The 25435-nt window shown below is 32.3% G+C and carries 33 protein-coding genes and 1 tRNA gene; 16 read left to right on the top strand and 18 right to left on the bottom strand.

The window, feature by feature from the left end; all coding sequences use genetic code 11:
- The first annotated feature begins 8 nt into the window (after positions 1-8).
- Genes V1468_RS10575 through V1468_RS10530 form a run of 10 tightly spaced genes read left to right on the top strand, consistent with a single transcriptional unit; the run spans position 9 to position 5329 of the window.
- Positions 9-446 (top strand): hypothetical protein, encoded by a 438-nt coding sequence (locus V1468_RS10575; RefSeq protein WP_331810474.1) that lies wholly within the window; start codon positions 9-11, stop codon positions 444-446.
- A complete protein-coding gene (locus tag V1468_RS10570) occupies positions 437-709 on the top strand; it encodes a TIGR03643 family protein (protein ID WP_331810210.1) in 273 nt (90 codons plus the stop codon). Before V1468_RS10575 ends, V1468_RS10570 begins: the two co-directional genes overlap by 10 nt.
- Before the next feature lie 55 nt (positions 710-764).
- Complete coding sequence (gene folE, locus V1468_RS10565; protein WP_331810209.1) at positions 765-1457, top strand: GTP cyclohydrolase I FolE; 693 nt, start codon at positions 765-767, stop codon at positions 1455-1457.
- A 3-nt stretch (positions 1458-1460) separates the two neighbouring features.
- Positions 1461-1688 carry a hypothetical protein gene (locus tag V1468_RS10560; protein ID WP_331810208.1) on the top strand — a complete coding sequence of 76 codons (228 nt, stop codon included), beginning with the start codon at positions 1461-1463 and terminating at the stop codon, positions 1686-1688.
- Positions 1688-2374, top strand: coding sequence for an SDR family NAD(P)-dependent oxidoreductase (locus V1468_RS10555; protein ID WP_331810207.1), 687 nt, complete (start codon positions 1688-1690; stop codon positions 2372-2374). The genes V1468_RS10560 and V1468_RS10555 overlap by 1 nt, the downstream gene beginning before the upstream one ends.
- A 3-nt stretch (positions 2375-2377) precedes the next feature.
- Positions 2378-2917: a glutathione peroxidase gene (locus V1468_RS10550; protein ID WP_331810206.1), complete on the top strand. Its 540-nt coding sequence runs from the start codon at positions 2378-2380 to the stop codon at positions 2915-2917.
- A 2-nt stretch (positions 2918-2919) separates the two neighbouring features.
- Positions 2920-3084, top strand: coding sequence for a Lacal_2735 family protein (locus V1468_RS10545; RefSeq protein WP_331810205.1), 165 nt, complete (start codon positions 2920-2922; stop codon positions 3082-3084).
- A 7-nt stretch (positions 3085-3091) separates the two neighbouring features.
- Positions 3092-3559 carry a TspO/MBR family protein gene (locus V1468_RS10540; protein WP_331810204.1) on the top strand — a complete coding sequence of 156 codons (468 nt, stop codon included), beginning with the start codon at positions 3092-3094 and terminating at the stop codon, positions 3557-3559.
- 2 nt (positions 3560-3561) lie between these two features.
- Positions 3562-4023 carry an SRPBCC family protein gene (locus V1468_RS10535; protein WP_331810203.1) on the top strand — a complete coding sequence of 154 codons (462 nt, stop codon included), beginning with the start codon at positions 3562-3564 and terminating at the stop codon, positions 4021-4023.
- 1 nt (position 4024) lies between these two features.
- Entirely contained in the window at positions 4025-5329 is a 1305-nt protein-coding gene (locus V1468_RS10530) for a cryptochrome/photolyase family protein (protein ID WP_331810202.1), read from the top strand.
- Between the two features lie 180 nt (positions 5330-5509).
- Here V1468_RS10530 and murA read toward each other — a convergent pair whose 3' ends face one another.
- From murA to V1468_RS10515, 3 genes are all read right to left on the bottom strand, one after another.
- A complete protein-coding gene (gene murA / locus V1468_RS10525; RefSeq protein WP_331810201.1) occupies positions 5510-6826 on the bottom strand; it encodes a UDP-N-acetylglucosamine 1-carboxyvinyltransferase in 1317 nt (438 codons plus the stop codon).
- A 5-nt stretch (positions 6827-6831) separates the two neighbouring features.
- Complete coding sequence (locus V1468_RS10520; protein WP_331810200.1) at positions 6832-7473, bottom strand: DUF4290 domain-containing protein; 642 nt, start codon at positions 7471-7473, stop codon at positions 6832-6834.
- An 88-nt stretch (positions 7474-7561) separates the two neighbouring features.
- Positions 7562-7855 (bottom strand): DUF493 family protein, encoded by a 294-nt coding sequence (locus V1468_RS10515; RefSeq protein WP_331810199.1) that lies wholly within the window; start codon positions 7853-7855, stop codon positions 7562-7564.
- 91 nt (positions 7856-7946) lie between these two features.
- On the opposite strand from V1468_RS10515, the gene V1468_RS10510 reads away from it, so the two are divergent.
- The 5 genes from V1468_RS10510 (at position 7947) to V1468_RS10490 (ending at position 12492) form a co-directional block, all read left to right on the top strand.
- Positions 7947-8486 (top strand): ATP-binding protein, encoded by a 540-nt coding sequence (locus V1468_RS10510; protein ID WP_331810198.1) that lies wholly within the window; start codon positions 7947-7949, stop codon positions 8484-8486.
- A 2-nt stretch (positions 8487-8488) separates the two neighbouring features.
- Positions 8489-10381 carry a RecQ family ATP-dependent DNA helicase gene (locus V1468_RS10505; protein WP_331810197.1) on the top strand — a complete coding sequence of 631 codons (1893 nt, stop codon included), beginning with the start codon at positions 8489-8491 and terminating at the stop codon, positions 10379-10381.
- Positions 10378-11337 carry a methionyl-tRNA formyltransferase gene (gene fmt / locus V1468_RS10500; RefSeq protein ID WP_331810196.1) on the top strand — a complete coding sequence of 320 codons (960 nt, stop codon included), beginning with the start codon at positions 10378-10380 and terminating at the stop codon, positions 11335-11337. The genes V1468_RS10505 and fmt overlap by 4 nt, the downstream gene beginning before the upstream one ends.
- A gap of 197 nt (positions 11338-11534) precedes the next feature.
- Entirely contained in the window at positions 11535-11807 is a 273-nt protein-coding gene (locus V1468_RS10495) for an HU family DNA-binding protein (RefSeq protein ID WP_076620986.1), read from the top strand.
- Positions 11808-11937: 130 nt separating this feature from the next.
- Positions 11938-12492 (top strand): YqgE/AlgH family protein, encoded by a 555-nt coding sequence (locus V1468_RS10490; RefSeq protein ID WP_331810195.1) that lies wholly within the window; start codon positions 11938-11940, stop codon positions 12490-12492.
- Here the strand turns inward: V1468_RS10490 and V1468_RS10485 are convergent.
- Positions 12489-13343 (bottom strand): aminotransferase class IV, encoded by an 855-nt coding sequence (locus V1468_RS10485; RefSeq protein WP_331810194.1) that lies wholly within the window; start codon positions 13341-13343, stop codon positions 12489-12491. The genes V1468_RS10490 and V1468_RS10485 overlap by 4 nt on opposite strands.
- Before the next feature lie 67 nt (positions 13344-13410).
- On the bottom strand, positions 13411-13803 hold the full coding sequence (locus V1468_RS10480; RefSeq protein WP_331810193.1) for an START-like domain-containing protein: 393 nt from the start codon (positions 13801-13803) through the stop codon (positions 13411-13413).
- A gap of 129 nt (positions 13804-13932) precedes the next feature.
- On the opposite strand from V1468_RS10480, the gene V1468_RS10475 reads away from it, so the two are divergent.
- Positions 13933-14006 (top strand) — tRNA-Met (locus V1468_RS10475).
- Positions 14007-14105: 99 nt separating this feature from the next.
- Here V1468_RS10475 and V1468_RS10470 read toward each other — a convergent pair.
- From V1468_RS10470 to V1468_RS10410, 13 genes are all read right to left on the bottom strand, one after another.
- Positions 14106-15293 carry an FtsX-like permease family protein gene (locus V1468_RS10470; protein ID WP_331810192.1) on the bottom strand — a complete coding sequence of 396 codons (1188 nt, stop codon included), beginning with the start codon at positions 15291-15293 and terminating at the stop codon, positions 14106-14108.
- A gap of 1 nt (position 15294) precedes the next feature.
- A complete protein-coding gene (locus V1468_RS10465) occupies positions 15295-15885 on the bottom strand; it encodes an ATP-binding cassette domain-containing protein (protein WP_331810191.1) in 591 nt (196 codons plus the stop codon).
- A gap of 42 nt (positions 15886-15927) precedes the next feature.
- Complete coding sequence (locus V1468_RS10460; protein ID WP_331810190.1) at positions 15928-17637, bottom strand: DUF4836 family protein; 1710 nt, start codon at positions 17635-17637, stop codon at positions 15928-15930.
- Positions 17638-17856: 219 nt separating this feature from the next.
- A complete protein-coding gene (locus V1468_RS10455) occupies positions 17857-18771 on the bottom strand; it encodes a DMT family transporter (RefSeq protein WP_331810189.1) in 915 nt (304 codons plus the stop codon).
- Entirely contained in the window at positions 18772-19140 is a 369-nt protein-coding gene (locus tag V1468_RS10450) for a DUF2255 family protein (RefSeq protein WP_331810188.1), read from the bottom strand.
- A gap of 9 nt (positions 19141-19149) precedes the next feature.
- Complete coding sequence (locus tag V1468_RS10445; protein WP_331810187.1) at positions 19150-19377, bottom strand: tautomerase family protein; 228 nt, start codon at positions 19375-19377, stop codon at positions 19150-19152.
- A 3-nt stretch (positions 19378-19380) separates the two neighbouring features.
- A complete protein-coding gene (locus tag V1468_RS10440; protein WP_331810186.1) occupies positions 19381-19779 on the bottom strand; it encodes a (R)-mandelonitrile lyase in 399 nt (132 codons plus the stop codon).
- Between the two features lie 61 nt (positions 19780-19840).
- The gene (locus tag V1468_RS10435; RefSeq protein ID WP_331810185.1) at positions 19841-20698 is read right to left on the bottom strand and encodes an aldo/keto reductase; all 858 of its coding nucleotides are present in this window, start codon (positions 20696-20698) and stop codon (positions 19841-19843) included.
- 33 nt (positions 20699-20731) lie between these two features.
- The gene (locus tag V1468_RS10430) at positions 20732-21946 is read right to left on the bottom strand and encodes an alcohol dehydrogenase catalytic domain-containing protein (protein ID WP_331810184.1); all 1215 of its coding nucleotides are present in this window, start codon (positions 21944-21946) and stop codon (positions 20732-20734) included.
- Between the two features lie 10 nt (positions 21947-21956).
- Positions 21957-22484 carry a cupin domain-containing protein gene (locus V1468_RS10425; RefSeq protein WP_331810183.1) on the bottom strand — a complete coding sequence of 176 codons (528 nt, stop codon included), beginning with the start codon at positions 22482-22484 and terminating at the stop codon, positions 21957-21959.
- A gap of 13 nt (positions 22485-22497) precedes the next feature.
- Entirely contained in the window at positions 22498-23094 is a 597-nt protein-coding gene (locus tag V1468_RS10420; RefSeq protein ID WP_331810182.1) for a sugar O-acetyltransferase, read from the bottom strand.
- A 67-nt stretch (positions 23095-23161) separates the two neighbouring features.
- Complete coding sequence (locus V1468_RS10415) at positions 23162-24031, bottom strand: helix-turn-helix domain-containing protein (protein ID WP_331810181.1); 870 nt, start codon at positions 24029-24031, stop codon at positions 23162-23164.
- 75 nt (positions 24032-24106) lie between these two features.
- Positions 24107-25210, bottom strand: a complete 1104-nt coding sequence (locus tag V1468_RS10410; protein ID WP_331810180.1) for an MBL fold metallo-hydrolase — start codon at positions 25208-25210, stop codon at positions 24107-24109.
- Between the last annotated feature and the right edge of the window lie 225 nt (positions 25211-25435).

Raw genomic sequence — 25435 nt, 5'->3', positions numbered from 1 at the left:
ATTTGAGTATGCTAATAGAAACTACACATTATAATTCTGAACACAAACAAATCATTGCAGACCTTGTTGGCAGTCCTTTTAGTTTGGTACAGAAATTGAAATTAAATGGTGTAGGCTCTAAGCGTATGATTATAGACGAAGTTAGTCCTAATTTACAGCAGGTGCTAAACATGGTATCAGATATTAACTATGGTAACATTGAATTACGCCCAAAAGGAATTCTAATTCATATTACAAAAGGCTTAAAAAACTTTACTTGGATTATACCTTATTACCATTTGGTTATTTATAAAATCAATGGTTCTAGCATACATGCGCAAGGAAAATTTGTGCACTTTAGAGCTAACAAAACTTTTAAAGAAAATAAGAAATTTTTTGACAAGTTAATCGACCAAAAAACAAAGTATGATATGCTTTATAAAATGCCCGACACCTTATGGATTTAACACAAAGACATATTGATCGGGTTATTGAAATGGCATGGGAAGACCGAACACCTTTTGAGGCCATAAAATTTCAATTTGATTTAAAAGAGCAAGAGGTTATAACCTTAATGCGAAGAGAATTAAAACCCAGTAGTTTTAGATTATGGAGAAAGCGCGTGCAAGGAAGAGCCACTAAACATATAAAGAAAAGAACGTTCGACAAGGGTAGATTTAAATGCTCACGACAAAAAACAATAACACACAACTCTATTTCAAAACGTTAACTCGTGCTTTGATTTAAGCTTGGAGTACTTAAAGACAGCACATTAAAAAGATGCTATGAAAACGAAAATTATTCCTAACAAAAATGGTCATCAACTTAATGGATTATCTATAGATGATATTGGAGATGACCATTTATTTACTGGTTTAGACACACCAATGAAAGCAAATGCTTTTGAAATGTCTAATGATGAAAAAAAGCAACGTATTTCTATTCTGTTTTCAGAAATAATGGATGTACTTGGTTTAGATCTTACAGATGATTCCCTTAAAGGAACACCAGATAGAGTCGCTAAAATGTATGTAGAAGAAATCTTTTCTGGGTTAGATCCAGAAAACAAACCTAAAGTTGCTCTTTTCGACAATAAATATCAATACAATCAAATGTTGGTTGAAAAGAATATTACATTTTATTCTAACTGCGAACATCACTTTGTACCAATTATAGGAAAAGCACACATTGCTTACAAATCTTCAGGTAAAGTTATTGGACTATCTAAGCTTAATAGAATTGTTCAATATTATGCCAAAAGGCCTCAGGTACAAGAACGATTAACAAATCAGATTGCTAACGAACTAAAAACGGTATTAGAAACCGAAGATGTTGCTGTAATCATCGATGCCAAACACCTTTGTGTATCTTCAAGAGGTGTAAAAGATGACACCTCTACCACAGTAACGACGTACTATGGCGGAATTTTTAATACGCCAGAAAAAATCAATGAAATTCAAAATTACATAAATAATTAAGTTATGGATATAATAGAGCAAGCCAAAGAATTCGAAAACAGAAAGTTTTCATTCAAAACAACAAGCGACAGAATTTTAGCTGCTAGAGAAGCAAAAGACATCATTCTTGGTGTTAATGAGATCTATAAAAAGAAGAAAGATCAAAAACTTATGGACCTTATGAAACGCCTTACAGTTATAAAGCAAAAGATTGAAAAGCGTCTAAAAGGTAAGCCATTAACTGCAGCATAATGAAGAGTATAATTGTTATAGGAGGAAGCAAAGGCATTGGTAAAGCCTTAATTTCGTCTTTGTTTTCTTCTTACGATAACATTATTAATATCAGTAGAACTGAACCAGAAATTTCTAGTGGTAATGTAACCCATTATACATGTGATATTCTCACAGATGATCTACCTGATATTGAAAGTGCAGACGGACTAGTTTATTGTCCTGGAAGTATTAATCTTAAACCTATTAATCGTTTAAGCATTGAAGATTTTCAAGATGATTTTAATATCAATGTTATTGGAGCGGTAAAGGCCGTTCAAAAATATTTACCAGCATTGAAAAAAGGAAATAATCCATCAATTGTAATGTTTAGTACCGTTGCGGCAAAATTAGGAATGCCTTTTCATGCGAGTGTTGCGGCTTCAAAATCTGCTATTGAAGGTTTAACAAAATCTTTGGGTGCTGAATTAGCACCAACTGTTCGTGTAAATGCTATTGCTCCAACTGTTACCAATACAGAATTAGCTTCAAAGCTATTAAGAAATGACAGTATGATTGAAAAAATGAACGAACGTCATCCTCTTAAAAAAATACTTCAACCAGAAGAGGTTGCTGACATGGCAGCATTCTTGTTATCTAATAAAGCAGCTTCGCTATCAGGACAAGTTTTTGAAATGGATTGCGGTATTGTAAGTTTTAAAATTTAGATTATGAATCCGATGAAAGCATTTGTTGGCACATTAAAAGTATCTGACAGGGATATAAAACAAAACGCATTACAACCATTGTATGCAATCAGAATTAATAGTTTACAAGGAAAGCCAGTAGACCTTTCAGATTTTAAGGGTAAAAAAATACTCTTTGTCAATGTAGCTTCTAAATGTGGATTTACACCTCAATACAGAGAACTACAAGAACTTGCAGATAACTATAAGGATCAATTGGTAGTTATTGGTGTGCCGTGTAATCAATTTGGTGCTCAGGAACCTGGTACAGCAGAAGATATTGAAGAATTTTGCCAAGTCAATTATGGTGTATCTTTTCTAATCACCGAAAAGATTAATGTAAAAGGAGATCACCAACACCCACTTTATGAATGGCTTACATCAAAACGCTTAAATGGCAAACAAAATTCTGTAGTAAAATGGAATTTTCAAAAATATCTTATTGATGAACAAGGTGAATTTTTAGATTATTTTTATTCTATTACAAAACCAACCAATTCCAGAATTACAAAATACTTGAAATAGTTATGTTTGGATTGTTTAAAAAAAGTACCGAAAAAGAAAAATTACAAAAGCAATATGAAAAACTTATGGCAGAATGGCATAAGTTATCAACGACTAACAGAGCGGCAAGTGACTTAAAATATACTGAAGCTCAAAAAGTTTTAGAACGATTAGAAGCGCTTAAATAATTTTGCATTGAACAAGAAAATCTTATATTTCATACTCTTTTTAGCTATTAATTTTGGTGGTTTAGCACTAGGTAGCTGGTTAATGAATAATGGTCCGACATCTGATTGGTACTTAGGTTTAAATAAGGCGCCATGGACACCCTCTGGTTGGGTATTTGGTGTGGCTTGGAGTACCATTATGGCTTGCTTTTCTTGGTATTTAGCAGAACTCTTTATACTTAGAGCTTCAAGATATTTATGGATAATTTATATTTTTCAGGTTATACTAAATGTTGGTTGGAACTACGTATTTTTCAACAAGCATTTAACAACAGTTGGACTTGGAATTATTATTCTTCTAACCTTAGTTATACTTTATTTTTTCATAACATTTAGAAGTGACAGGTTAAAATATGCAAAATATCTACTTCTACCCTACATTGTATGGCTATGCATTGCAACATCGCTTAATGCTTATATCGTTTTAAATAATTAAACATGAAAATTTATACCTTACATAAAAAGCAGAATTTACCAATTTCTGTAGACCAAGCATGGGATTTTCTATCTGATCCTAGAAACTTAAAAACCATCACACCAGACTATATGGGTTTTCATATACTTTCTGGTGCAGACAGGCCAATGTTTCCTGGGCAAATTATTCAATATATTGTCACACCTGTTTTAGGAATTAAAACAAAATGGGTAACAGAAATTACCCATGTTAAAGACAAAGAATATTTTGTGGATGAACAACGATTTGGACCTTATTCGCTCTGGCACCATAAACATTTTATAAAACCAATTGAAGGTGGTGTAGAAATGGAAGACATTGTAGATTATAAAATTCCTATGGGTATCTTAGGGCAATTGGCACACCCTATTTTGGTAAAACCAAAACTTGAAGAAATTTTTAATTACCGAACTAAAAAGTTAGAAGAACTTTTCGGAAAATATTAATATGAGCAAAACAGTAAATATATTTTGGTTTAGAAGAGACCTAAGATTAGACGACAACGTAGGTTTTTATGAAGCCTTAAAAGGAGAATATCCTGTTTTACCTTTATTTATTTTCGATTCTGAAATTTTAGATAAACTGCCTAAGGATGATGCTCGTGTTACTTTTATTCATGAAACGTTGCAAGAGATGCGAAATACGCTTCAGAATGAACATAATAGTAGCATAGCCATATATCATGGCAAACCATTAGATATCTATAAGCAACTTACTGAAGAATTTGAAATTAAAACAGTCTACACCAACCATGATTACGAACCTTACGCTAAGGAACGTGATGAAGCGGTTCAATCGTATTTAGAATCACAAAATATTGAATTTAAAACCTTTAAGGATCAGGTCATATTCGAAAAAGATGAAGTAGTAAAAAAAGATGGCGATCCTTATGTTGTGTACACTCCGTACATGCGAACTTGGAAAGAAAAATTCAAGAGTATTGATTTAAAGATTTACTATACCAATTCTTATTTAGATAATCTTATTGAGCATACAAGATTAGCAAATTTAAGTTTATCTGATATTGGATTTCAAAAATCAGATCAAGAAATAGCTCCGTATGATGTTACACCAACTTTAATACAAGACTATGAGGCTACTCGAAATTTTCCTGCCAAAGATGGAACCTCACGTTTAGGTCCTCACCTACGATTTGGTACAGTAAGCGTTCGTAAAATGGTAAAAAAAGCTATCGCTGAGGACAACGAAATATTTTGGCAAGAGTTAATTTGGCGCGAGTTTTTTATGCAAATTTTATGGCATTTTCCACATACAGTAGATAAGGCCTTTAAACCAAAATACGATAGGATTGAATGGAGAAATAACGAAGAAGAATTTAAAAAGTGGTGTGAAGGAAAAACGGGTTATCCTTTAGTTGATGCTGGAATGAGAGAGCTTAACGAAACTGGCTTTATGCACAACAGAGTACGTATGTTGGTTGGCAGCTTTTTGTGCAAGCATTTGCTTATAGATTGGCGTTGGGGCGAAGCCTACTTCGCAGAAAAGTTACACGATTACGAAATGGCAAGTAATGTTGGCAACTGGCAATGGGTTGCTGGTTCTGGTGTAGATGCTGCACCATATTTTAGAATTTTTAATCCTACTTCTCAGATTAAAAAGTTTGACAGTGATCATAAATACATTAAAAAATGGGTTCCAGAATATCAAGAGCTAACGTATCCTAAACCTATGGTAGATCATAAAGAGGCACGTGAGCGTTGTTTAGCTACATATAAGGCAGCATTAAATTAATTACAGCTTTACACAATAAACTGAAAATCTTAGCGTTACAAAAATTAAGACATAATGTCTTAACAGAAATAACCATTTCAATAAACAATTTTAAAACCCTGAAAGATTTTCAGGGTTTTGTTTTATAAAAAAAGCTTCAAATATTATTTGAAGCTTTTAATCTCTTATATTTTATAAGTCCTAATTACCAGAAACACGTTCTATCTTAGCTCCAATAGCTCTAAGACGTTCATCTATATCCTCGTAACCACGATCTATCTGTTCTATATTATGAATGACAGATGTTCCTTTTGCCGATAATGCCGCAATTAACAATGAAATACCAGCTCTAATATCTGGAGACGTCATTGTAGTTGCTTTTAATTGTGACTTAAAATCATGTCCTATAACAGTTGCTCTGTGTGGATCGCAAAGTATAATTTTTGCTCCCATATCTATCAGCTTATCTACAAAGAACAAACGGCTTTCAAACATTTTTTGATGTATTAAAACCTCACCTCTTGCCTGAGTCGCTATTACCAAAACAATACTTAGTAAATCTGGTGTAAAACCAGGCCAAGGCGCGTCTGCAATGGTTAATATAGAACCATCTATATAATTCTGAATTTGATAACCATCAGTATGTGCAGGAATATGAATATCATCTCCTTGCTGTTCTACCGTGATTCCTAATTTTCTAAATACAGATGGAATTTGTCCTAAATCATCCCAACTAACATCTTTTATGGTTAGCTCACTTTTAGTCATGGCAGCTAAACCAATCCAACTACCAATTTCTATCATATCTGGCAGCATTTTATGTTCTGTGCCACCTAAACGTTCTACACCGTCAATAATAAGCATATTAGAACCAATACCCGAAATTTTGGCACCCATTCTATTTAGCATTTTACACAACTGCTGTAAATACGGTTCGCAAGCAGCATTGTAAATTGTTGTTTGACCTTTTGCTAAAACAGCAGCCATAACAATATTTGCTGTTCCTGTGACAGAAGCTTCGTCTAAAAGCATATAGGTTCCTTGTAGTTCATCTGCCTCTACACCATAGAAATAATCTTCTCTGTTGTATCTAAACTTAGCGCCGAGATTTATAAAACCTTCAAAATGGGTATCTAAACGACGACGACCAATCTTATCACCTCCAGGTTTTGGAATATAACCTTTACCAAAACGACCTAATAATGGACCAACAATCATTATTGAACCTCTAAGACCTCTTCCGTCTTCTTTAAATTCAGCAGATTCTAAGTACTTTAAATTAACGTCGTCAGCCTTAAAACTGTATGAGCCTTTTCCGAGTTTTTCAACCTTTACACCTAATTTCTTTAATAAGGCAATCAGCTTATTAACATCGATAATATCTGGAATATTATTAATTGTAACAGTCTCTGAAGTTAACAATACTGCACAAAGGATTTGTAAGGCCTCGTTTTTGGCACCTTGTGGCTTAATTGCCCCTTTTAATTGGTGTCCGCCTTCGATTTTAAATGTACTCATCGTTATTAGTAACGTTTACGATTGTTAGAATATTTCTTTTTAGATTTTTTTCCTCCTTTATTACTATACTTAGATTTTGTACGCATAAGGCTAGATGAATCACTAAGGTCTTCTTCACTATTTTTCAGGTTAATTTTACCATTAGACAATTCATACAAATGATCAAAAATCACTGTATCCTCAACACTATCTTTATTCCAATTGAGGTAACATTTTTTCATATGATTTGCAATGGTATAAATCAATGCCTCCTTCATATCTCCTTCTTCCCAAGTACATGCAACGTCTATCATAGTTTTTATATTATTACCATAAAAACGATACTTTGGATGATTCTGTGGGTATTTTAGAGGATCTGGACCTGCCGTTAATTCTTCACGCGATGGCTTTGGATAGGGTGAATCAGCATCTAATTCAAAATCTGACATAATGAATAACTGATCCCATAACTTATGTTGAAAATCTGGCACATCTCTTAAATGTGGCTGTAGATTGCCCATTACAGAAATAATGGCTTTTGCTAATTTGTTACGTTCTTCTTTAGTTTCTCGCGTTTTAGCATGATTAATCATTTTTTGTAAATGACGACCATACTCAGGAATTATCAAATGTTCGCGTTCTGTGTTGTATTCTAAATTATCAATCAAAATGTAAAAATGTGTAGTAAATTATATAAACCTGAAGTTTCTCGGTTTTGTCGCAAAGTACAAAAAAATAGCTAGGTTCAAGGAAATTTTAAAGAGAAATTACGCCTTCAACTTTTTCACCTACTTCTTTATATTTTGCAATAACTGCATCAGGATTTTTCATTCTTACATAAACAGATACACTGGTGTATTTACCATTTTTAGATGGTCTTGTATTAATTACTGCTCCCAAATGATTAAATAATGCCTTTACTTCTTCTATTTTTGAAGCTTCAGAAGTAACTATAAACTTATATAAATATTCCGTTGGCCAAAGAGCTGTATCTTGTAATTGTGACTTTAACTTTTTGTAAAACTCTTCTGATTTTTTATTCTTGTCCATTATCAATTTTTATTAATGCAAAGATACATCTTACTTTACATTTTTGGTTTTAATATTTTATCACGATTTTTACTGCAAAAATACTGCCAATTTGAGTCCTAAGAAAATCGTTATCACAGGTGGTCCTGGTACCGGAAAATCATCAATAATCAATCATTTAAAACATCGTGGTTTTTTGTGCTATGATGAAATCTCTAGAGAAGTGACGCTACAAGCAAGGAAAGATGGGATAGAACAATTATTCCTAACAGAACCTTTGCTGTTTAGTGAAAAACTTTTAGAAGGTAGACTTAAACAATATAATGATGCTTCTAAAGAAACCGTAAGTGCTGTTTTTTTAGATAGAGGAATACCAGACATTTTGGCTTATATGGATTATATAGGTGACACGTATCCTCAATATTTTAATGATGCCTCACAAAATAATAATTACGATTTTGTTTTTGTGTTAGCGCCTTGGCAAGAAATTTTTACTAGCGATAGTGAGCGCTACGAGAATTTTGAACAAGCCATAGAAATTCATCATCATTTACTAAAAACATATATGAGATTTGGTTATCAATTAATTGATGTACCCTTTGAAACTATAGAAAAAAGGACTGATTTTATCTTAGAGGTCTTAAATTTGTAGTAATGCATGCTATTGAAGTTTTAGAACGTTACTGGAATTATACTTCTTTTAGACCCTTACAGGAAGACATTATCAATTCTGTATTAGCAAATGAAGATACCTTTGCTTTGCTACCAACTGGCGGAGGAAAATCAATTTGTTTTCAGGTTCCTGCAATGATGAAAGAAGGTATTTGCATTGTGGTTTCGCCACTTATTGCCTTAATGAAAGATCAGGTTAATACGCTAAAACAAAAAGGTATTAAAGCCATTGCATTAACATCTGGCATGTCTTACAAAGACTTGGACACACAACTAGATAATTGTATTTATGGCAATTACAAGTTCTTATACCTTTCACCAGAGCGCTTACAACAACCATTAGTACAAGAGCGTTTGCAACTTATGCAAGTAAATTTAATAGCTGTAGATGAAGCCCATTGTATTAGTCAATGGGGAAATGATTTTAGACCAGCTTATAAGCATATTTCAACTCTAAGAGAACTTCACCCTCAAGTTAATTGTATTGCATTAACCGCATCTGCCAAATACAGCATTATAGATGATATTGTTAACAATTTAGATTTTGTTGCACCAAAAATTTACAAAGCATCTTTTACACGAAAAAACATTGCATATCAGGTAGTTGAAACTGAAGACAAATTATTTCAGTTAAAACATACATTAGGTAAAAATCCAGGAAGTTCTATCATCTATGTTAGAAACAGACGTGCTACAAAAGACATTAGTAACTACTTGGAGGCACAAGGCTTTTCTTCAACTTTCTATCATAGCGGCATAACCAATAAAGAAAAAAATGAACGATTACAATTTTGGCTAAGTGAGCAGAAACTCATCATGGTAGCAACTACAGCTTTTGGTATGGGAATTGATAAACCTAACGTAAAAAATGTTATACATTATAATTTACCCGAAAGTTTAGAGAGTTACTATCAAGAAGCAGGTAGAGCTGGTAGAAATGGTCAGTCAGCAAATGCCATAATACTAAAACAAAATATTGATGAGGAACATTTAAAAAATCAATTTTTAAGCACTTTACCATCTACTGACTATGTAAAGAACATATACAAAAAGTTATGCAACTATTTTCAAATAGCTTATGGTGAAGGAGAAAACAGCACGTATCAATTCGATTTTAAAACATTTTGTAGCACCTATAAACTTAATCCTAGCATAACATATAATACACTCACAGTTTTAGATCGTAACTCAATCATAGCCCTAACGCAGCATTTTAACTTTAGGACTAAGATTCAGTTTTTAATTACCAGCAATGCTTTATTCCAATATTTAGAACGTCATTTAGAACTCAACACCTTGGTTAAAGTGTTACTCCGAACTTATGGTGGCATTTTTGATTACGATACTAAAGTGAATCTCAACTTGGTTATTGATAAAACTAGTTTACCTGAAAAAAAGGTGATTCAACAATTACAACTATTAGAAAAAGATGAAGTTATTAGTCTTGAAATGGCGAATACAGACTCTGAAATCACTTTTTTAAAACCTCGAGAAGATGATATTACTATAAATCCTATAATTAAAACTATAAAGCAACAATACCAATTGAAGCATCAACAGGTTGAAGCTGTTATAAATTACGTTAATAATGATACTGTCTGTAAAAACCGACAATTATTAGCATACTTTGGAGAAAAATCAAAAGATAATTGCGGAATCTGTTCGGTTTGTGTTAAGGATAAGTCAAACAATGAAATTAGTTCCTCTAACTTAACCCAACAAATACTTATGGCTTTAGCACAGGAAGATCTATCTTCGCGTCAATTAATAATGTCCATTAACTGTACAGAAAGCACATTAATAGCGGCTCTTAAAACCCTCATTGAAACAAAAAAAATTAAAATTACAGACTCAAACACTTACACATTAATATGACAGAAAAACGCGATTTAAGAATTGTTTTTATGGGAACGCCAGATTTTGCAGTTGCCACTTTAAAAGCACTATTAGAAAATGATTACAATGTGGTAGGAGTTATTACAGCACCAGATCGTAAAGCAGGTCGTGGTCAGAAATTAAAGGCTTCAGCAGTAAAAGAGTTTGCACTAAAACATAATCTGAATATTCTTCAACCTACAAACCTTAAGGCCGAATCTTTTATTGAAGAATTAAAAGCTCTTAATGCCAATCTGCAAATTATTGTTGCTTTTAGAATGTTACCTAAAGTTGTTTGGCAAATGCCAGAATATGGTACATTTAACCTACACGCATCTTTATTACCACAATACAGAGGAGCAGCACCAATACATTGGGCCATTATAAATGGTGAGAAGAAAACCGGAGTCACCACATTTTTTATAGATGAAAAAATTGATACAGGTGCCATAATACTAAGTGAGGAAACAGACATTAGTGAAAACACTACAGTCGGAGAGCTACACGATGAACTCATGACTATCGGAAGTAATCTTGTGATAAAAACAGTGCAACGCATTGAAGAAGGAGATATAACCACAACTATACAGCCAAAATCAGAAGATTTAAAAACAGCTTACAAACTCAATCGTGATAATTGTAAAATTGACTGGTCTAAAGATTTAGATACCATATATAATAAGATAAGAGGATTAAATCCTTTTCCAACAGCTTGGTGTTATCTAGATAATAATGAAGAAGACCTTTTATCCATTAAGCTTTATGGTGTAGAAAAAGAATATGAAACTCATAATTTTGAAGCAGGATTAATTTTTTCTGATAAAACAGAACTAAAAGTTTCATGCCAAGGAGGTTACGTAAAAGTTAAAGAAATGCAGTTACCTGGTAAGCGAAAAATGGATATAAAATCTCTTCTAAATGGTTTTGAATTCTCGAAAAACGCAAAACTTCTGTAAAGCCTTGTTATCATTGAGATAGTGAAAAATCCGATAAAATGCAGTGCTTTATTAACAAATGGGATGATTTATTAACAAAATCGCCGATTTCCCTTGCTATTACTTGCGTGGCTTAATATTACTGATAAATTTGTGTACGGATTTTTAAAAAACATTTTTTTAAAAACTGAATATTTAACAATTTAAATTTAAAATTTATGAACAAAACAGATTTAATCAATGGTATGGCAGAGAATGCTGGAATTACTAAAGCAGCTGCAAAAAAAGCATTAGATTCTATGTTAATTGACATCGAAGGAGCTTTACAAAAAGGAAACAGAGTTTCTTTAGTAGGATTTGGATCTTGGTCAGTTTCTAGAAGAGCTGCTAGAGATGGAAGAAACCCTCAAACTGGTAAAACTATCAAGATTAAAGCTAAAAATGTAGTGAAGTTTAAGGCTGGTTCTGACTTAAGCAACGCTGTAAACTAAGACATTTTTTTCTTAAAATATTAAGCCTGCTCAATGAGCAGGCTTTTTTTTGCCCTAATTTTAGTGCGTTTAAGTTGTTTAAGTGATAAAAAAATTCTAGATTTAGTTAAGATTTAAGAGAATTTTAAATATGAATAAACCCGAAAAAGGCAGTTTACTAATTGCAGAACCATCCATTATCGGAGATATTTCTTTTAACCGAGCAGTGATCCTATTAGCAGATCATAATGCTTTAGGTTCTGTTGGGTTTATATTAAACAAACCTTTAGAATATAACTTAAAAGATCTAATAGAAGGCACAGACTCAGATTTTACTGTTTACAATGGAGGTCCTGTTGAACAAGACAACTTGTATTTTATTCATAAATCACCCGAATTAATTCCTGATAGCATAGAGATATCTAATGGTATTTTTTGGGGAGGTGATTTTAATGTGGTTTTAGACCTTATTAATAGTAATAAAATAACTAAAAATGATATTCGATTCTTTTTAGGCTATTCTGGCTGGGCAGAACAGCAATTACACAATGAGCTAGAATCTAATGCTTGGCTTGTCTCCGAAAACATTTACAATAATGAGATTATATCTAAATCGTGCAATTCTTTTTGGCGCGAAAAAATGCTAGAGCTTGGTGGCGAATATAAAATATGGTCTAACGCACCAGAAAATCCTAGTTACAATTAAGCTCCTAAGCGTATCTTAGCATTTAATTTATTTGTTAGTGCTTTAGCAAGTTCGCATCCATAAGTTTTTTTACGATATTTTGTTATAGGTACTATACCCTTAATAACATTGGTAATAAACAATTCATCTGCTTTTTGAAGTTCAAAAGGACTAATTGAAGCTTCTTCAGTATAAAGATTAACATCTTTAGATAAAATTTCTAAAACTTGCTTACGCATCACACCCTTTAGACAACCATCTTCAAGTGGCGGAGTTTTAATTTTATCACCTTTAACTAAAAATAAATTCCCGTTTAAACCTTCTATTACAGATTTATTGGTATTCAGAACTAAACAATTTTCTAAATCATTCTCCTGTGCATATATGCTTCCCATAACCTGAACAGCTTTATTGTTATTCTTTAAACCAGAAAGCAAACCAGGTGCTATAAAAAAGTCTTTGTACAAATCTACTTCATAAGTTTGCTCATCTTTAACTGAATAAAAAGGCTCGTTAAAAGTATCTGCTACAATGTTGAAAGCTACTTTTGATGTTTTTCCCGGTAGATATTTACCACCTTCACCTCTGTCAACATTTAATCGTACTCGGGCTGAAGTATTTGATAGATTGTTGGCTTCTATTGTTTTTAGAATTTCAGCTTCTAAAAATTCCATTGTAAAATTCATAGGAATATCCATACGCATTATACGCATTGATGCCATGAGTCTAAAGTAATGATCTTCCCAAAAAAAGATTTTACCATTAACTACTTTAAGAGTTTCAAAAAGCGCATCTCCGTACTTATAACCTCTGTTTTCTGAAGTAAAAAAAGATTCTGCAGAGTCTATAAGGCTTCCATTAAAATTTACCATAAAAAAAGTCTCGATTTAGTGTTAAATTAAACCGAGACAAAGATATAATAGTTGAGTTAGTTACTTGTTATCTTGAGCCTAAAACTTGTTTAAGACTTGATATTTGATTATCCCAAAGCATTTTGCCTTCATCAATTTCATCTTCTTCAGCAAAATCAGTTATCATAAGAGAGACATCTTTGGTAATCTCATCCACTTGTATTCTAATTTCAAAATAGTAGCTTGCACCATCTTCTTCATCACTCACCCAACGAAACTTTACACGTTCACCACTCTTTTTAGTTAATAATTTAGCTTGTTCCTCAGAGCCATCCCAAATGAATGTAAATAGCTCACCACGTGAATTTACATTATCGGCAAACCACTCAGAGAGCCCAGAAGGTGTAGATATATATTGGTATATTAAAGAAGGAGATGCTTGAATTACAAACTCCATTTCGTATTTTTCTTTATCGTCCATAGAAGCATTTAATTATTTGCTCAATATATGCAATTATGATACAATTCAAAACTTTAGACAAAAAATATTTTTTTAGAATGTATTGTTTGTGGTACTAGATTTTGTTTATATATTTGCAACCGCAAAAATGGCGAGGTAGCTCAGTTGGTTAGAGCGTCGGATTCATAACCCGGAGGTCTCGAGTTCAAATCTCGATCTCGCTACAAAATCTTAAATTATATAAAATCAACGGTTTAGCTCAGGCTAAACCGTTTTTTAATTTAATTATTTAATTTTAAAATCTATGAAATTGCCCCTAACTATTATTTCGGCATAACAATAGCTTTTATTTTTCTAAGTATAATAAATACATATACTACACATAGTGTCAAAAGAATAGTGACACCAAAAACAGTTATATAACTACCTTCTTCAGAAAACTGAAACAACGTATCTATTTTTTCTAAGTATACGTTTCTTACATAAATCCCTAGGATAATGGCAGGAACTATAGCTAATACTGTTGCTACTGAAATAACTACTTGATAAAACTTTGATATTGATTTGTATGAATACCCAATAGCACCAAGATTTGAAATCATAGCTTTGTTTTTCTGTATTATTAAATTAAAACTTAATAAAATAAAAGCTACGGAAAGGACTAGTATTATTAGTGCTACTGCTATTACAAATACCAATGCAGAATTGAAGAAAAACGAAAGCTTACTGAATTCTAATTTATCTTTATTGATAGAATAATTGTTCTCATTAAAAAATTGTAAAATTCTTTCGTCGGTAGGATTATTAAATGTAACCAACAACCTACTAATCCTTGATTTTTTTGAACGGCCAAATTTGTTGTTTGCATATTCTAAAAACGTTTGTGGTACTAAAATAGAATTGATCTTATTAGAAAAGCCTACTATCCTACTCTTATACACTTCGCTATTAAAGTTTCCAATCACCTTTAAGTTAAAGGTTATTTGTGAAATAGTGTTCTTAGATAAGACTGGCAACCCTTGGCTTTCGGCAAAACCAAAATTGTATAATTTTAGATAATTCTCTGGAATTATAATAGGTACAACCTCATCATTTTCTCCCCAAATCCAATCTTCTGATTCTACATCTATGTAAGCATCTGGAATGCTTTCAAAAAATAAATCTGTTTGAAACAGCGGAATATTCTCTGACTGTTTAGAATATGCTTTAATCCTAAAATCAGCATTGTTAAAAATAGAAACGTCTTTTATAAAAGGTTGTTCTTTTAATTCATCTATCTCTTCTGAAGAAAAATAAATTCGGTCTTTATTTACACTTTTAAATACAGACACTTCTTTACTAATAACTGCAGATTTATCGTTAAAAACATCGGTTTGCTCAGATATTAGTGGCTTTACATCCTGATACAACTGAAGCGTTGTTAAAACAATAAAAACACCTATAAACAAGGTGAGTATATAACCTACTAATTGAACCTTGACGAGGGTCTTTTTTTGAAGTTTAGTTAGCATACTAGAGATTTATAGTTTTATCAAATTCAAAAAAAGGTAAATCATCTAATGCTGTTATAATAACAGATGCTTGTCGTTCTTCTAACTCTTTATTTAAAATACGCACTATAATTTTAATATTAGAGCTATCTAAATGGCTAAAAGGTTCATCTAACAATAAGAAATTAAAAGGTTGACAAAGTGCTCTAATGATTGCTACTCTTTGACGCTGACCAAGAGATAAAGTGGCTACCAAACTGTCGCGTCTATGAGATAATTGCATTTTTTCTATTAACTCATCTATCTGCTCGATAGATTTATAATGCGTTAGCTTATTTTTTAATTGAATATTTTCAAAGAGAGTTAAGCTTGGAAATAACTTAAAATCTTGAAAAACGTAGCTTATTTCTGTTTTGCGTAAATTAAAAATAGAGGCTTCAGTATTACTGTAATCAACCTTACCCGTATAATTATGATTACTGCCATAAATAAAGTTTAATACTGAAGACTTTCCATGGCCAGAATTTGCTTTGATTAGGTACTTTTTGCCTTTCTCAAAGACTACTTCTTTTTGTAAATAAATGTCAGAAGCAGCTAATTCTGCTTCTGACATGTATGTTGGTTTTAAATTATTTAAACGTATTTGCATAAGATTCTATAGAGAAGAATAGCTTTTGAAGCTTTCATCCATAAGCTCTAGTAGTTGTTGCAAACTGTTTTTATCATTGTCATTAGTTTCTAGATTAAACTCTAAGGTAAAGTTATCTATCATTTTTAATTCAATTCCTCTTGCAAAATCTGTCCAAATTTCAAACATCTCCTCTTCTCTATCATTTTGCTCCTCTTTTAGCATCTTTTTTATCTCTTTAGGATAATCATCATAGTTTAAGTTTAGATAAGCATAGTAACCACCTCCTGAAAAGTCTGATAATTTTGAAGAACCAGACAAACTGTTAGACCCTAAACCACCATCTTTAAATGCTCTAATACTCTTTTTGTCATTGGTGAACAAAAATGCATCATCATCAAAAGCAAAATATCCAGAGTATGAACCATCTAACTTAACTTCGTAATAATCGTCTTTTTCTTCAATCTCTCCTTCTGGTATTTTCTTTATCATTTTCTTAATATACTTATCAGAATTTAAGTCAAATACTAAAGACATTACTGGCAATGTCTTTGTTCTTGTTTCTGTAGTATCTCTATACTCATAACCTCCTTCATAATAATATTCATTAGTTGTTGCATCGTACAGCCTTGTTTTTTTATCGTTATATACCATTCTATAAGTATCATAAGAGTAACTCATTTCTTCGATATTAGATAAACTAAAAACCATAGATCCTTCTAGACTTTCTACAAGATCCTCGAGCTCAAAACCCATTTCTTTTTCAAACTCTTTTTCAACACTTTCTATTTCCCCTTGCTCCTTCATTATTTTATAGTTCTCTGAAGGATTAAAAGCAATTGCTAGGTTTGCAAAACTTTGTTCTGGTAAATATTTCAATAAATCATTGTCAAAATCATGATCCCATACATTATCCTTTACCATCAACTCTTTTACTTCTTTATTTGGGAACATTTTACCCTGAAGACTAATGCGATCATCTTCAAACTCTATAAATGCAGAAACATAGTTATCGGTTAGATCTACGTCTAATTCTTTTTCTAACTCTTCAAGATAAAAGCTAGAGGCAAATAAATTTGAAGACATCCAGAAGTTGATATCTTTTTTGTTGTGATAAAAAGTCATAAACTCTTTATTAGCTCTTATTTGTTTGTTTCCCTTAAGTTCAAATAAAGCTTCTACTTCTAAATCCAGGTTTTCTCTACTCGACCAGTTCTCAGCTGTTACAATAATTGCTTTGTCACTATCCCAAGCAAAAGCAACTTCATTTTGCACTATAAAATATTTATAGAGATCTTCCTTTTTTATGTCAAAATCTACACCTGCCTTATCAAACATATCTTCTAAAAACTCCTCAAACTTTTCTTCGTCACTAATATCTAATGACACACAAATAAACTTCTCATCAGATCCTTCATCTATATAATACATAAAGACATCTTTTGTAAAATCTACTCCTGTCATTCTAGGATCGTCCTTAAGGTCATCTAAAAAATTAGCCACTTTTTTATCTTCATTTCTTATTTCTTTTTGAAATGCCTTAAAAAATTCTAAATCTTCTAAATCTTCAAGATTCCCTTTTTTGTAGAGTGAATACACATCTATAACTGTAACAGCATTTGTATTGTCTGGTATAGTTTTAAGCCCTTCCGGTGAACTGCTACAAGATGCAAACAGCACTAATAAAAGGCAATAAATGATTGTTTTAAATTGTTGATTGATTGGCAATAGCTTCATTTTGATATTGGTTTATTTTAATTGAATTAATGTCTAAATATAAAATATAAATCTTTTTAAATTGAAATTACATAAAGCTATACAACCTATTTCTCTACAATTAAAAGAATTACAAAAAGTTTGAACCAGAAAATGTTCTAAGGGACATTAAAGATATGAAAAGAAAGTAACCTTAAAAGTTTTTAAATATAAAATAAAAGCTATATGTAGAGCAAACCTTTAGTTTTCAATGTTCATTCTACGCTTAGGTTTATTTTGAGTTACCAAGTAAACACCTATTACAACCAATAGCATTGCAAATGGTTTATCCCAAGTAAAGTAGTCCTGCCCTACTACAACAGCAACTATAGATGCAATAATAGGCTGTAGGTTCATAAAGATACTTACTGTACTTGCCTCTAATCGTTTTAGTGCATACGGCATTAAAAAAAATGCTAAAGTCGTAGAAAACAATAGTGCAAATGCTAAGAAAGAATAAGCCATGAGATTTGATTCTCCAGAAAAAATGACTTGATGGTCTAACTCAGAAAAACTAAAAGGAAACGCAATAAGAGCAGATACCAAAAACATCCATTTGGCAATAGTAACTGGTTGATATTTCATAGATACTTTTCTTGTCATAACCAAATAACCAGCATAACACAGCACACATAGAACTGAGAACAATAAGCCTAAAAATGCATTACCCGATTCGCTACCATCCGAATCACCTAAAACGATAATTAGAACAGCGCCTGTAATACTTGTGAGAATACCTATTATCTTTTTTGCTGACACTACTTCTTTCAAAAAAATAGTAGATAGTGCTAACACTACCACTGGAGTAAGCGCCATTAACAAAGAAAAAGTGACTGGTGATGTATATTGCAAAGCTTGGGAAAACAAAAATTGTGTTCCAATAAATCCCATTAATCCTCCAATAAAAATTATAGGAAAATCTTTTTTATCAACTTTTTCCTTTGATAAAAATAGACCTTTAAACCAAAAAATGAGGACACCGAAAAACATTCTGACTATGGTGTAACCCATAGGTGTCATCCAGGCATCCATCAAAGCTTTAGTTACAGGAATGTTTAATCCAAAAATTGTATTAGCTGTTAAAACCGCTAACAATCCTTGTTGTTTCTCCTTCATCTAAAAGACTTTCACTGTTGCTGCCTTTGCCCTATTGCTTATCATAGATTGCAAGTATGGACTACTATAATATTTTGCTTTATAAGCAGCATCTATTTCATCATTTATTTCACCTGAAACAGGTTGAAACTGAACCTTAAACTCAGTACCATTAGATTTAATTTTACCTGATTTTTGAGATAAAGCCGACTTGTACCATATCGAATTTACTCCATTGTAAGCTCTAACGTAAAGACTACCTTCTACCTCAACAACCCAAATCCAAGTTAGTGTTCCAAAAGTTTCTCCATCTTCTCTATAAGGTGCAATATGAAAATCATTCAGTTCAGAAATCATTTCTATTGCTTCTTTGTCTAATTCTTTCATCATTAATATTGTTTAAAACTTATATCCAGGCTTTTTGTAAAGCACTTTTTCCTTTGCCATTATTTCTTTAGGATAAATCTGTGTTTTCCATTGATTAAGCGAGTACTCTTCTATCGCTACCGAATAAGACTCTTCTCCAAAACCAATAACATTTTGTGCTGCTTTTATAACTTCTGCAGCTAGTTTTTGCTTTTGTTCTTCAGATTTTCCTTCAAGCAATTTTATTTGAAAATGTGGCATGGTTTATTTTTTATATTGATCATCTGTAACATGCTCTAACCACCTTACTACTTCGCCATTTACTTCTTCTTGAACAGCAATATGGCTCATTGCTTTTTCTGCTGAAGCTCCGTGCCAGTGTTTCTCGTTAGGTTCAAAATAAATGATGTCTCCTGGTTTGATTTCTTCAATTGGTCCGCCTTCTTTTTGTACCCAACCTAAACCTGACTGCACGATTAACGTTTGTCCTGCTGGATGTGTGTGCCATGCGGTTCTTGCGCCTGGTGCAAAGGTTACTAAAGATGCTGCTCCTTTTGTTACGTTTTCTACGTTTTGATATAGTGGATCTACGATGACATCTCCTGTAAACCAATCTTCTGGTCCTTTCATTGATGGCAATTCGCCATTTCTTGTAATTTTCATAATGTTTTCTTTTTAAGTTTTTTAATACTAAAAAATGCATCTTAAGAAGATGCATTTCAATTTATTTTGCGAATACTGGGAAGTTACTTGCTTCTCCGTAATCTTTGATTTCTTCTAGATTATTTAGCTTTTCCATATCTTCTGCAGAAATTTCAAAATCTACTTCTATATTAGATTTCATATGGTCTGGCGTTTGTGTTTTAGGTAATGGTAATAAGCCTAATTGTAAATCGTATCTAATTGCTAATTGCGGTACAGAAACTCCGTATTTTTCTGCTACTGCTTTTACGTCTTCATTTTTGAATAATTCGCCATGACCTAATGGTGAAAATGCTTCAATTAAAATGTCTTTAGATTTTGCATACTCAATCATATCTGTTGGCACATTTGTGATGTGCGCCAAAATTTGATTGACTTGTGGCTTTATTTTTGCATTTTCTAAAATGTTATCTAAATCTTCTTTTTTGAAGTTTGAAACTCCGATAGCTTTTAGTTTTCCTGCTTCGTAAGCTTCTTCTAAAGCTTTCCAAGCTTCTAAGTTTCCTTCAAAATATCTGTCTTCGTTTTGAAATTCTTGCCAAGGTTTTGGACTATGAATAATCATCATATCTATATACTCTAAGCCCATGGTTTTTAAAGATTCGTCTATCGATTTTACAGCTTCGTCATAAGATTTTACTTCTGCTGCTAACTTTGTTGTTACAAACAAATCTTCTCTTGCTACATCACTTTCTTTAATTGCTTTACCAACACCTTCTTCGTTTTGATAAGCTTGTGCTGTATCTATATGCGTGTAACCAACGTTAATTGCCGTTTTTACAGCATCAACAACAGCATCGTTGTCAATCATCCAAGTTCCGTAACCTATTTTAGGAATTTCTACTCCGTTATTTAATTTATATGTTTCTTTTGTAATCATTTCTTTTTCTTTTTTAATTATTTTAATTCTTTTTTAAAATGTTGAAGCGTCGATAACGTATCTGTATCTTGCTTCTTTGTTAACCACTTTATCCCAAGCATTGTTAATCTGGTTGGCATCAATAATTTCGATACTTGGCTTGATACCATTATCGGCACAATAGTGAACGACTTCCTGAGTTTCTGGAATACCACCAATTAATGATGAATTGAAATTAACTCGTGCAAACGCTAACATTAAGTTGTTGATCGTGATTTCTGATCCTTCTGGCATACCAACAAAAGTGAACGTTCCGCCAGGTTTTAAACACATGACGTAAGGCGTTACATTAAATTGATAAGGAATCGTAGAAATCATATAATCTAAAGTTTTATTGTAGGCTTGCATATTTTTAAATTCATCATCCACAACAATAACTTCTTTTACTCCCCAAGATTTGATGTCTTCTACTTTATCTGGTGTTGTTGTAAACGCATAAACTTCTGCACCTTTAGATACTGCAATTTTAACTGCTAAATGCCCTAATCCACCGATACCTGCAACACCAACTTTGTCTCCTACTTTAAATTGAGCTCTCATTAATGGCGAATATGTAGTAATACCAGCACATAAAAGTGGTGCAGCTTCTTCAAAAGTGATGTGATCTGGAATATGAACAGCAAAATGATCTCTAACAACTATTTTATCAGAATATCCACCTTGGGTAATTCCTGTTGGCTCCGCATCAGATGGTGCTCCGTAAGTGAATTTAGTTTCTCCTCTATCGCAAAAATGCTCTTCACCGTGTGTACAGCTTTCACATTCCATACAGCTATCTACCATACAACCAACACCTGCTCTATCTCCTACTTTAAACTTTGTTACATTTTTTCCTACAGCAGTAACGACACCAACAATTTCGTGTCCTGGAACTTGAGGATATTGTTGTTTTCCCCAATGTCCTTTTTCTTGATGTATATCGGAATGACAAATACTTGCAAATTTGATGTCGATTAAAATATCATCATCTCCAACTGGTCTTCTTTCAAATTCCCATGGACTTAATTTACCCGATTCATCTTTGGCTGCGTAGCCTTTTGTTTTTATATTTTTACTCATGTCTATAATTTCTTTTTCTTCTGATTTTTTTGAATTTGCAAATAGTGGAACTGATCCCATTAACATCATTCCTGCGCCAACAGCACCTGATTGTTTTATAAAATTTCTTCTAGATTGCCCTTTGTTTTCTTGGTTGTCTTGAGTTTTCATATCTAAAAATTTATAGGTTATTGTATTGCTCGTCTGTAACTGGTTCCATCCAATTGACTATACCTTTCTCAATATTTGGCACAATGTACATTTGCTGAAGAGCTTTATCCTTACTTGCTCCGTGCCAATGTCTTGTATTTGGTGGACAAGTAACAGCATCTCCTTTTTTAATGACTTGAATTGGTTCTCCTTCGATTTGATGATACCCAACTCCGTCAGTGATTACTAAAATTTGACCAGCTGGATGTGTATGCCAATTACTTCTTGCTCCAGGTTCAAAATATACATTACCAACTATTGTGGTTAATGTTGAATCCATAACTATTCCGTAATTATACGCGTTACCTGTAAAGTTTTTATCTGGTCCTTTTTGACCTTTTGGAAAAATGAAGTCTAAATCTTCTGAAGAGTTTTCGTTTTCAGTTTTTGCTGTGGTTACTTCTTTGGTTTCTTCTGTATTAGAATTGCTTTCTACTTTTTTACAACTTTGAAAGCAAAAAAATACTGAAGCAATTAATACAAGTGTAGTGTTTTTCATAATTTTTAGTTTTTTAAATCGATTTAATAATTTTTGCAGGAACACCAACAACTACGGTTCTATCGGGAACATCTTTTGATACTACAGCACCTGCTGCCACAATAGCATGCTCACCAACAGTTACACCTGGCAATATTGTTGATCCTGCGCCAATCCAAGCTCCTATTTTGATATGAATTGGTTTTCCTATCAATGCTTTTCTAGATTCTGACTCTATAGGATGAGTTTCGGATAAAAGATTAACTCTTGGACCTACCATTACATCATCATCAATGGTAACGCCACCTAAATCTAAGATTTGACAGTTTTGGTTTATAAAAATGTTCTTTCCGAGTTTTAGATTTTTACCATAGTTGATACTAAAAGGCGTATAAATAGTTGTACTTGAATCAACTTCATTTTGGATAAGTTTACCTAAATGCTGTCTGATTTCAACAATAGTTTTAGATGTATTTAAATCTGCTAAAATTGCTATAGCACGCTCTGACTGTTCAGGCAACTTATAATATTCTGGATCACTAAAAGGAACGACTTCACCAGATAGTATTCTTTCAAAAATGTTATTGTTGCTTTTTGCACTCATATCTTCAACTTCAAATCTATGGTACAAAGATACTTTCGCTAACCTATTACCGGATAACGAAATTCAAATCAAAAATTATAAAATTCAAACCAAATTAAACTCTAACCGTTTTTGGTGTTAATCCTGTTTGCTTTTTGAAGAAGTTATTGAAATACGTAGGATATTCAAATCCTAAAGCATAACCAACCTCGCTAACATTCCAGTTTGTATGTTGCAACAACGCTTTAGCTTCGTTAACTATTCGTTCTGTAATATGTGTAGAAGTAGACTTTCCTGTGACTGATTTTACTGCACGATTTAAATAGTTAACATGAACAGATAATTGATCAGCATAATGTTGCGCTGTAGTAAGTTTTAATGGTGAATCTGCAGTTTCAATAGGAAACTGACGTTCTAGAAGTTCTAAAAACACTGATGTTAAACGAGAAGCAGCATTTGCGTGTTTTTCATCTTGTTCTGAAGGCTGCATTTTCATAGCTTCATGTAGAATTAACTGAATATAATTTCTGATTAAATCATCTTTAAAAGAATAATCTGTTTGTTGTTCTTGCATCATTTTCTCGAAGATACCATTCAGAAATAAACGCTGTTCTTCAGTTATTTTTAAAACAGGTGTACCACCTAATTTAAACAAAGGTGACTGCAACAAACTATCGGTACGCTCAGACAATTGCAAAAATTCTTCAGAAAACAAGCATGTATAACCTATATAAGTTGTAGATATTGTTTCCCAAGAGTATGGCACATGGGGATTTCCAAAAAAGAGAATAGTCCCTTCCTGTTCGTAACTTCTGTCTGCATAGTGAATTATGCTCTTACCAGTAGTCAGACAAATTTTATAAAAATCTTTACGACTGTAAATTTTAGTTGCACTACTATCTTCCTCAATTCTAAAGACATTAAAGCCTTTTAACTTTAGCTCACTATTAAATGGTGATACCGAACGTTCTGTTTTTCCTTCCATAAGGCAAAATTAAGAAATTCAAACCTCAAATTCAGCATTCCTTTAACGGTCTTTTAACAATATTAGACAGTAAACTTATTTTAAATCTTTCCACCAAGCTTCAAAAACTTGCGTACTATCTTTTAGTTTTACTACTTCACCAATTTTTGGTGTTACCAAAGAAATTCTTTCCGTTTTATTAGCTAGCGCTTCATCTAATGGCTCATACCAAGGATGATCCGAAAGCGTAAACTTTGAGTTATGAACTGGAAACAGCTTTTGAGTATTCAACTCTTCTGCTACTTGATATAATTGTCTTGGTAATAAGTGAATCTGATTCCAATTTTCGCTATACTGACCTTGCTCAATAATAGACAAATCAAAAGGACCATATTTAGCCGCAATATCTTTATAAAACGTATCGTAACCACTATCACCACCAATGTAGATATTATTATTTTTTGTGTTTAACACATAAGATGCCCATAAACTTTTATTTCTTTTGATACCTCTTCCTGAAAAATGACGTGCTGGTGCTGCTGTCAATTTTACGCCTTCAAATTCGATAGCTTCGTACCAATCTAGCTCGTTAATTTTAGATGCTTCATAACCCCAATATTCAAAATGCTGACCAACACCTAACCCACAAACTACATGACCAACTTTAGACTTTAGTTTTAATATTGTTTCATAATCCAAATGATCCCAATGATCGTGAGAAATTATTAAATAATCAATATCAGGTAAATCTTCTACACCATAATTATTAGTTCCTTTAAATGCATTAGTCATAAAAGAAAATGGTGCTGCATAACCACAAAATACAGGGTCTACTAAAAACGTTTTTCCATCCAATCTCATAAAATAAGATGAATGTCCAAACCAAATTAACACATCTTCTTTCTCATCTAAACCTTTAATATCCGTTGAAACGAATGGCAAACTATCTTCAGGTTTTACTTTGTACTTTTTAGCAAATATAAAATCCCACATAGCGCCTATTGTACTTTTATCTGAGGTCATAACAGCAGTCTCACTTAAATTTTTAAATGATCCATCTTTATAGTTTGGGGATTTTTTTATACGTTCTAAACGTTCGCCTTTAGGATGTTGTCCAAATTTTGACTGGTTAAGTATCATAACAGTTATTAAAGATATAAGTAATACAATACCCAATAAGATTTTTAAAAAGCGTTTCATTTTATTTGGGTTAAGTTCATTACTACATATAAGAAATGTCTTTTCTAAAGTTTCTTAGAAACACAAAGTTAAATAGACAGTATTAAATTTAACTATTAGTCTTACTGATAATATTAGATAAAACTTAAAAATCAAACTTGGTTTAACCCGATTGATATAATTAATTTGTTAAAACATTGAATTAAAGGTGGTTTCATAAATAAAAAATTTAAAATGCCCACCATT

It is taken from the genome of Winogradskyella poriferorum, assembly GCF_036553625.1.
GTDB lineage: Bacteria > Bacteroidota > Bacteroidia > Flavobacteriales > Flavobacteriaceae > Winogradskyella > Winogradskyella poriferorum.
The sequence above is the reverse complement of the archived record's forward strand: the minus strand, read 5'-3'. Positions and strand labels throughout refer to the sequence as shown.

Excerpts from the sequence above, each read along its gene's own strand:
- V1468_RS10465 (WP_331810191.1), bottom strand. The coding sequence starts at position 15,885 with ATGTCAGAAGCAGAATTAGCTGCTTCTGACATTTATTTACAAAAAGAA.
- folE (WP_331810209.1), top strand. The coding sequence starts at position 765 with ATGAAAACGAAAATTATTCCTAACAAAAATGGTCATCAACTTAATGGA.
- V1468_RS10440 (WP_331810186.1), bottom strand. The coding sequence starts at position 19,779 with ATGAAAATTACAAGAAATGGCGAATTGCCATCAATGAAAGGACCAGAA.
- V1468_RS10575 (WP_331810474.1), top strand. The coding sequence starts at position 9 with ATGCTAATAGAAACTACACATTATAATTCTGAACACAAACAAATCATT.
- V1468_RS10470 (WP_331810192.1), bottom strand. The coding sequence starts at position 15,293 with ATGCTAACTAAACTTCAAAAAAAGACCCTCGTCAAGGTTCAATTAGTA.
- V1468_RS10445 (WP_331810187.1), bottom strand. The coding sequence starts at position 19,377 with ATGCCACATTTTCAAATAAAATTGCTTGAAGGAAAATCTGAAGAACAA.
- V1468_RS10490 (WP_331810195.1), top strand. The coding sequence starts at position 11,938 with ATGAATAAACCCGAAAAAGGCAGTTTACTAATTGCAGAACCATCCATT.
- V1468_RS10430 (WP_331810184.1), bottom strand. The coding sequence starts at position 21,946 with ATGAAAACTCAAGACAACCAAGAAAACAAAGGGCAATCTAGAAGAAAT.
- murA (WP_331810201.1), bottom strand. The coding sequence starts at position 6,826 with ATGAGTACATTTAAAATCGAAGGCGGACACCAATTAAAAGGGGCAATT.
- V1468_RS10555 (WP_331810207.1), top strand. The coding sequence starts at position 1,688 with ATGAAGAGTATAATTGTTATAGGAGGAAGCAAAGGCATTGGTAAAGCC.
- V1468_RS10450 (WP_331810188.1), bottom strand. The coding sequence starts at position 19,140 with ATGATGAAAGAATTAGACAAAGAAGCAATAGAAATGATTTCTGAACTG.
- V1468_RS10460 (WP_331810190.1), bottom strand. The coding sequence starts at position 17,637 with ATGAAGCTATTGCCAATCAATCAACAATTTAAAACAATCATTTATTGC.
- V1468_RS10550 (WP_331810206.1), top strand. The coding sequence starts at position 2,378 with ATGAATCCGATGAAAGCATTTGTTGGCACATTAAAAGTATCTGACAGG.
- V1468_RS10410 (WP_331810180.1), bottom strand. The coding sequence starts at position 25,210 with ATGAAACGCTTTTTAAAAATCTTATTGGGTATTGTATTACTTATATCT.
- V1468_RS10560 (WP_331810208.1), top strand. The coding sequence starts at position 1,461 with ATGGATATAATAGAGCAAGCCAAAGAATTCGAAAACAGAAAGTTTTCA.
- V1468_RS10425 (WP_331810183.1), bottom strand. The coding sequence starts at position 22,484 with ATGAAAAACACTACACTTGTATTAATTGCTTCAGTATTTTTTTGCTTT.
- V1468_RS10570 (WP_331810210.1), top strand. The coding sequence starts at position 437 with ATGGATTTAACACAAAGACATATTGATCGGGTTATTGAAATGGCATGG.
- V1468_RS10515 (WP_331810199.1), bottom strand. The coding sequence starts at position 7,855 with ATGGACAAGAATAAAAAATCAGAAGAGTTTTACAAAAAGTTAAAGTCA.
- V1468_RS10505 (WP_331810197.1), top strand. The coding sequence starts at position 8,489 with ATGCATGCTATTGAAGTTTTAGAACGTTACTGGAATTATACTTCTTTT.
- V1468_RS10545 (WP_331810205.1), top strand. The coding sequence starts at position 2,920 with ATGTTTGGATTGTTTAAAAAAAGTACCGAAAAAGAAAAATTACAAAAG.
- V1468_RS10480 (WP_331810193.1), bottom strand. The coding sequence starts at position 13,803 with ATGGACGATAAAGAAAAATACGAAATGGAGTTTGTAATTCAAGCATCT.
- V1468_RS10455 (WP_331810189.1), bottom strand. The coding sequence starts at position 18,771 with ATGAAGGAGAAACAACAAGGATTGTTAGCGGTTTTAACAGCTAATACA.
- V1468_RS10415 (WP_331810181.1), bottom strand. The coding sequence starts at position 24,031 with ATGGAAGGAAAAACAGAACGTTCGGTATCACCATTTAATAGTGAGCTA.
- V1468_RS10495 (WP_076620986.1), top strand. The coding sequence starts at position 11,535 with ATGAACAAAACAGATTTAATCAATGGTATGGCAGAGAATGCTGGAATT.
- V1468_RS10530 (WP_331810202.1), top strand. The coding sequence starts at position 4,025 with ATGAGCAAAACAGTAAATATATTTTGGTTTAGAAGAGACCTAAGATTA.
- V1468_RS10485 (WP_331810194.1), bottom strand. The coding sequence starts at position 13,343 with ATGGTAAATTTTAATGGAAGCCTTATAGACTCTGCAGAATCTTTTTTT.
- V1468_RS10535 (WP_331810203.1), top strand. The coding sequence starts at position 3,562 with ATGAAAATTTATACCTTACATAAAAAGCAGAATTTACCAATTTCTGTA.
- fmt (WP_331810196.1), top strand. The coding sequence starts at position 10,378 with ATGACAGAAAAACGCGATTTAAGAATTGTTTTTATGGGAACGCCAGAT.
- V1468_RS10435 (WP_331810185.1), bottom strand. The coding sequence starts at position 20,698 with ATGATTACAAAAGAAACATATAAATTAAATAACGGAGTAGAAATTCCT.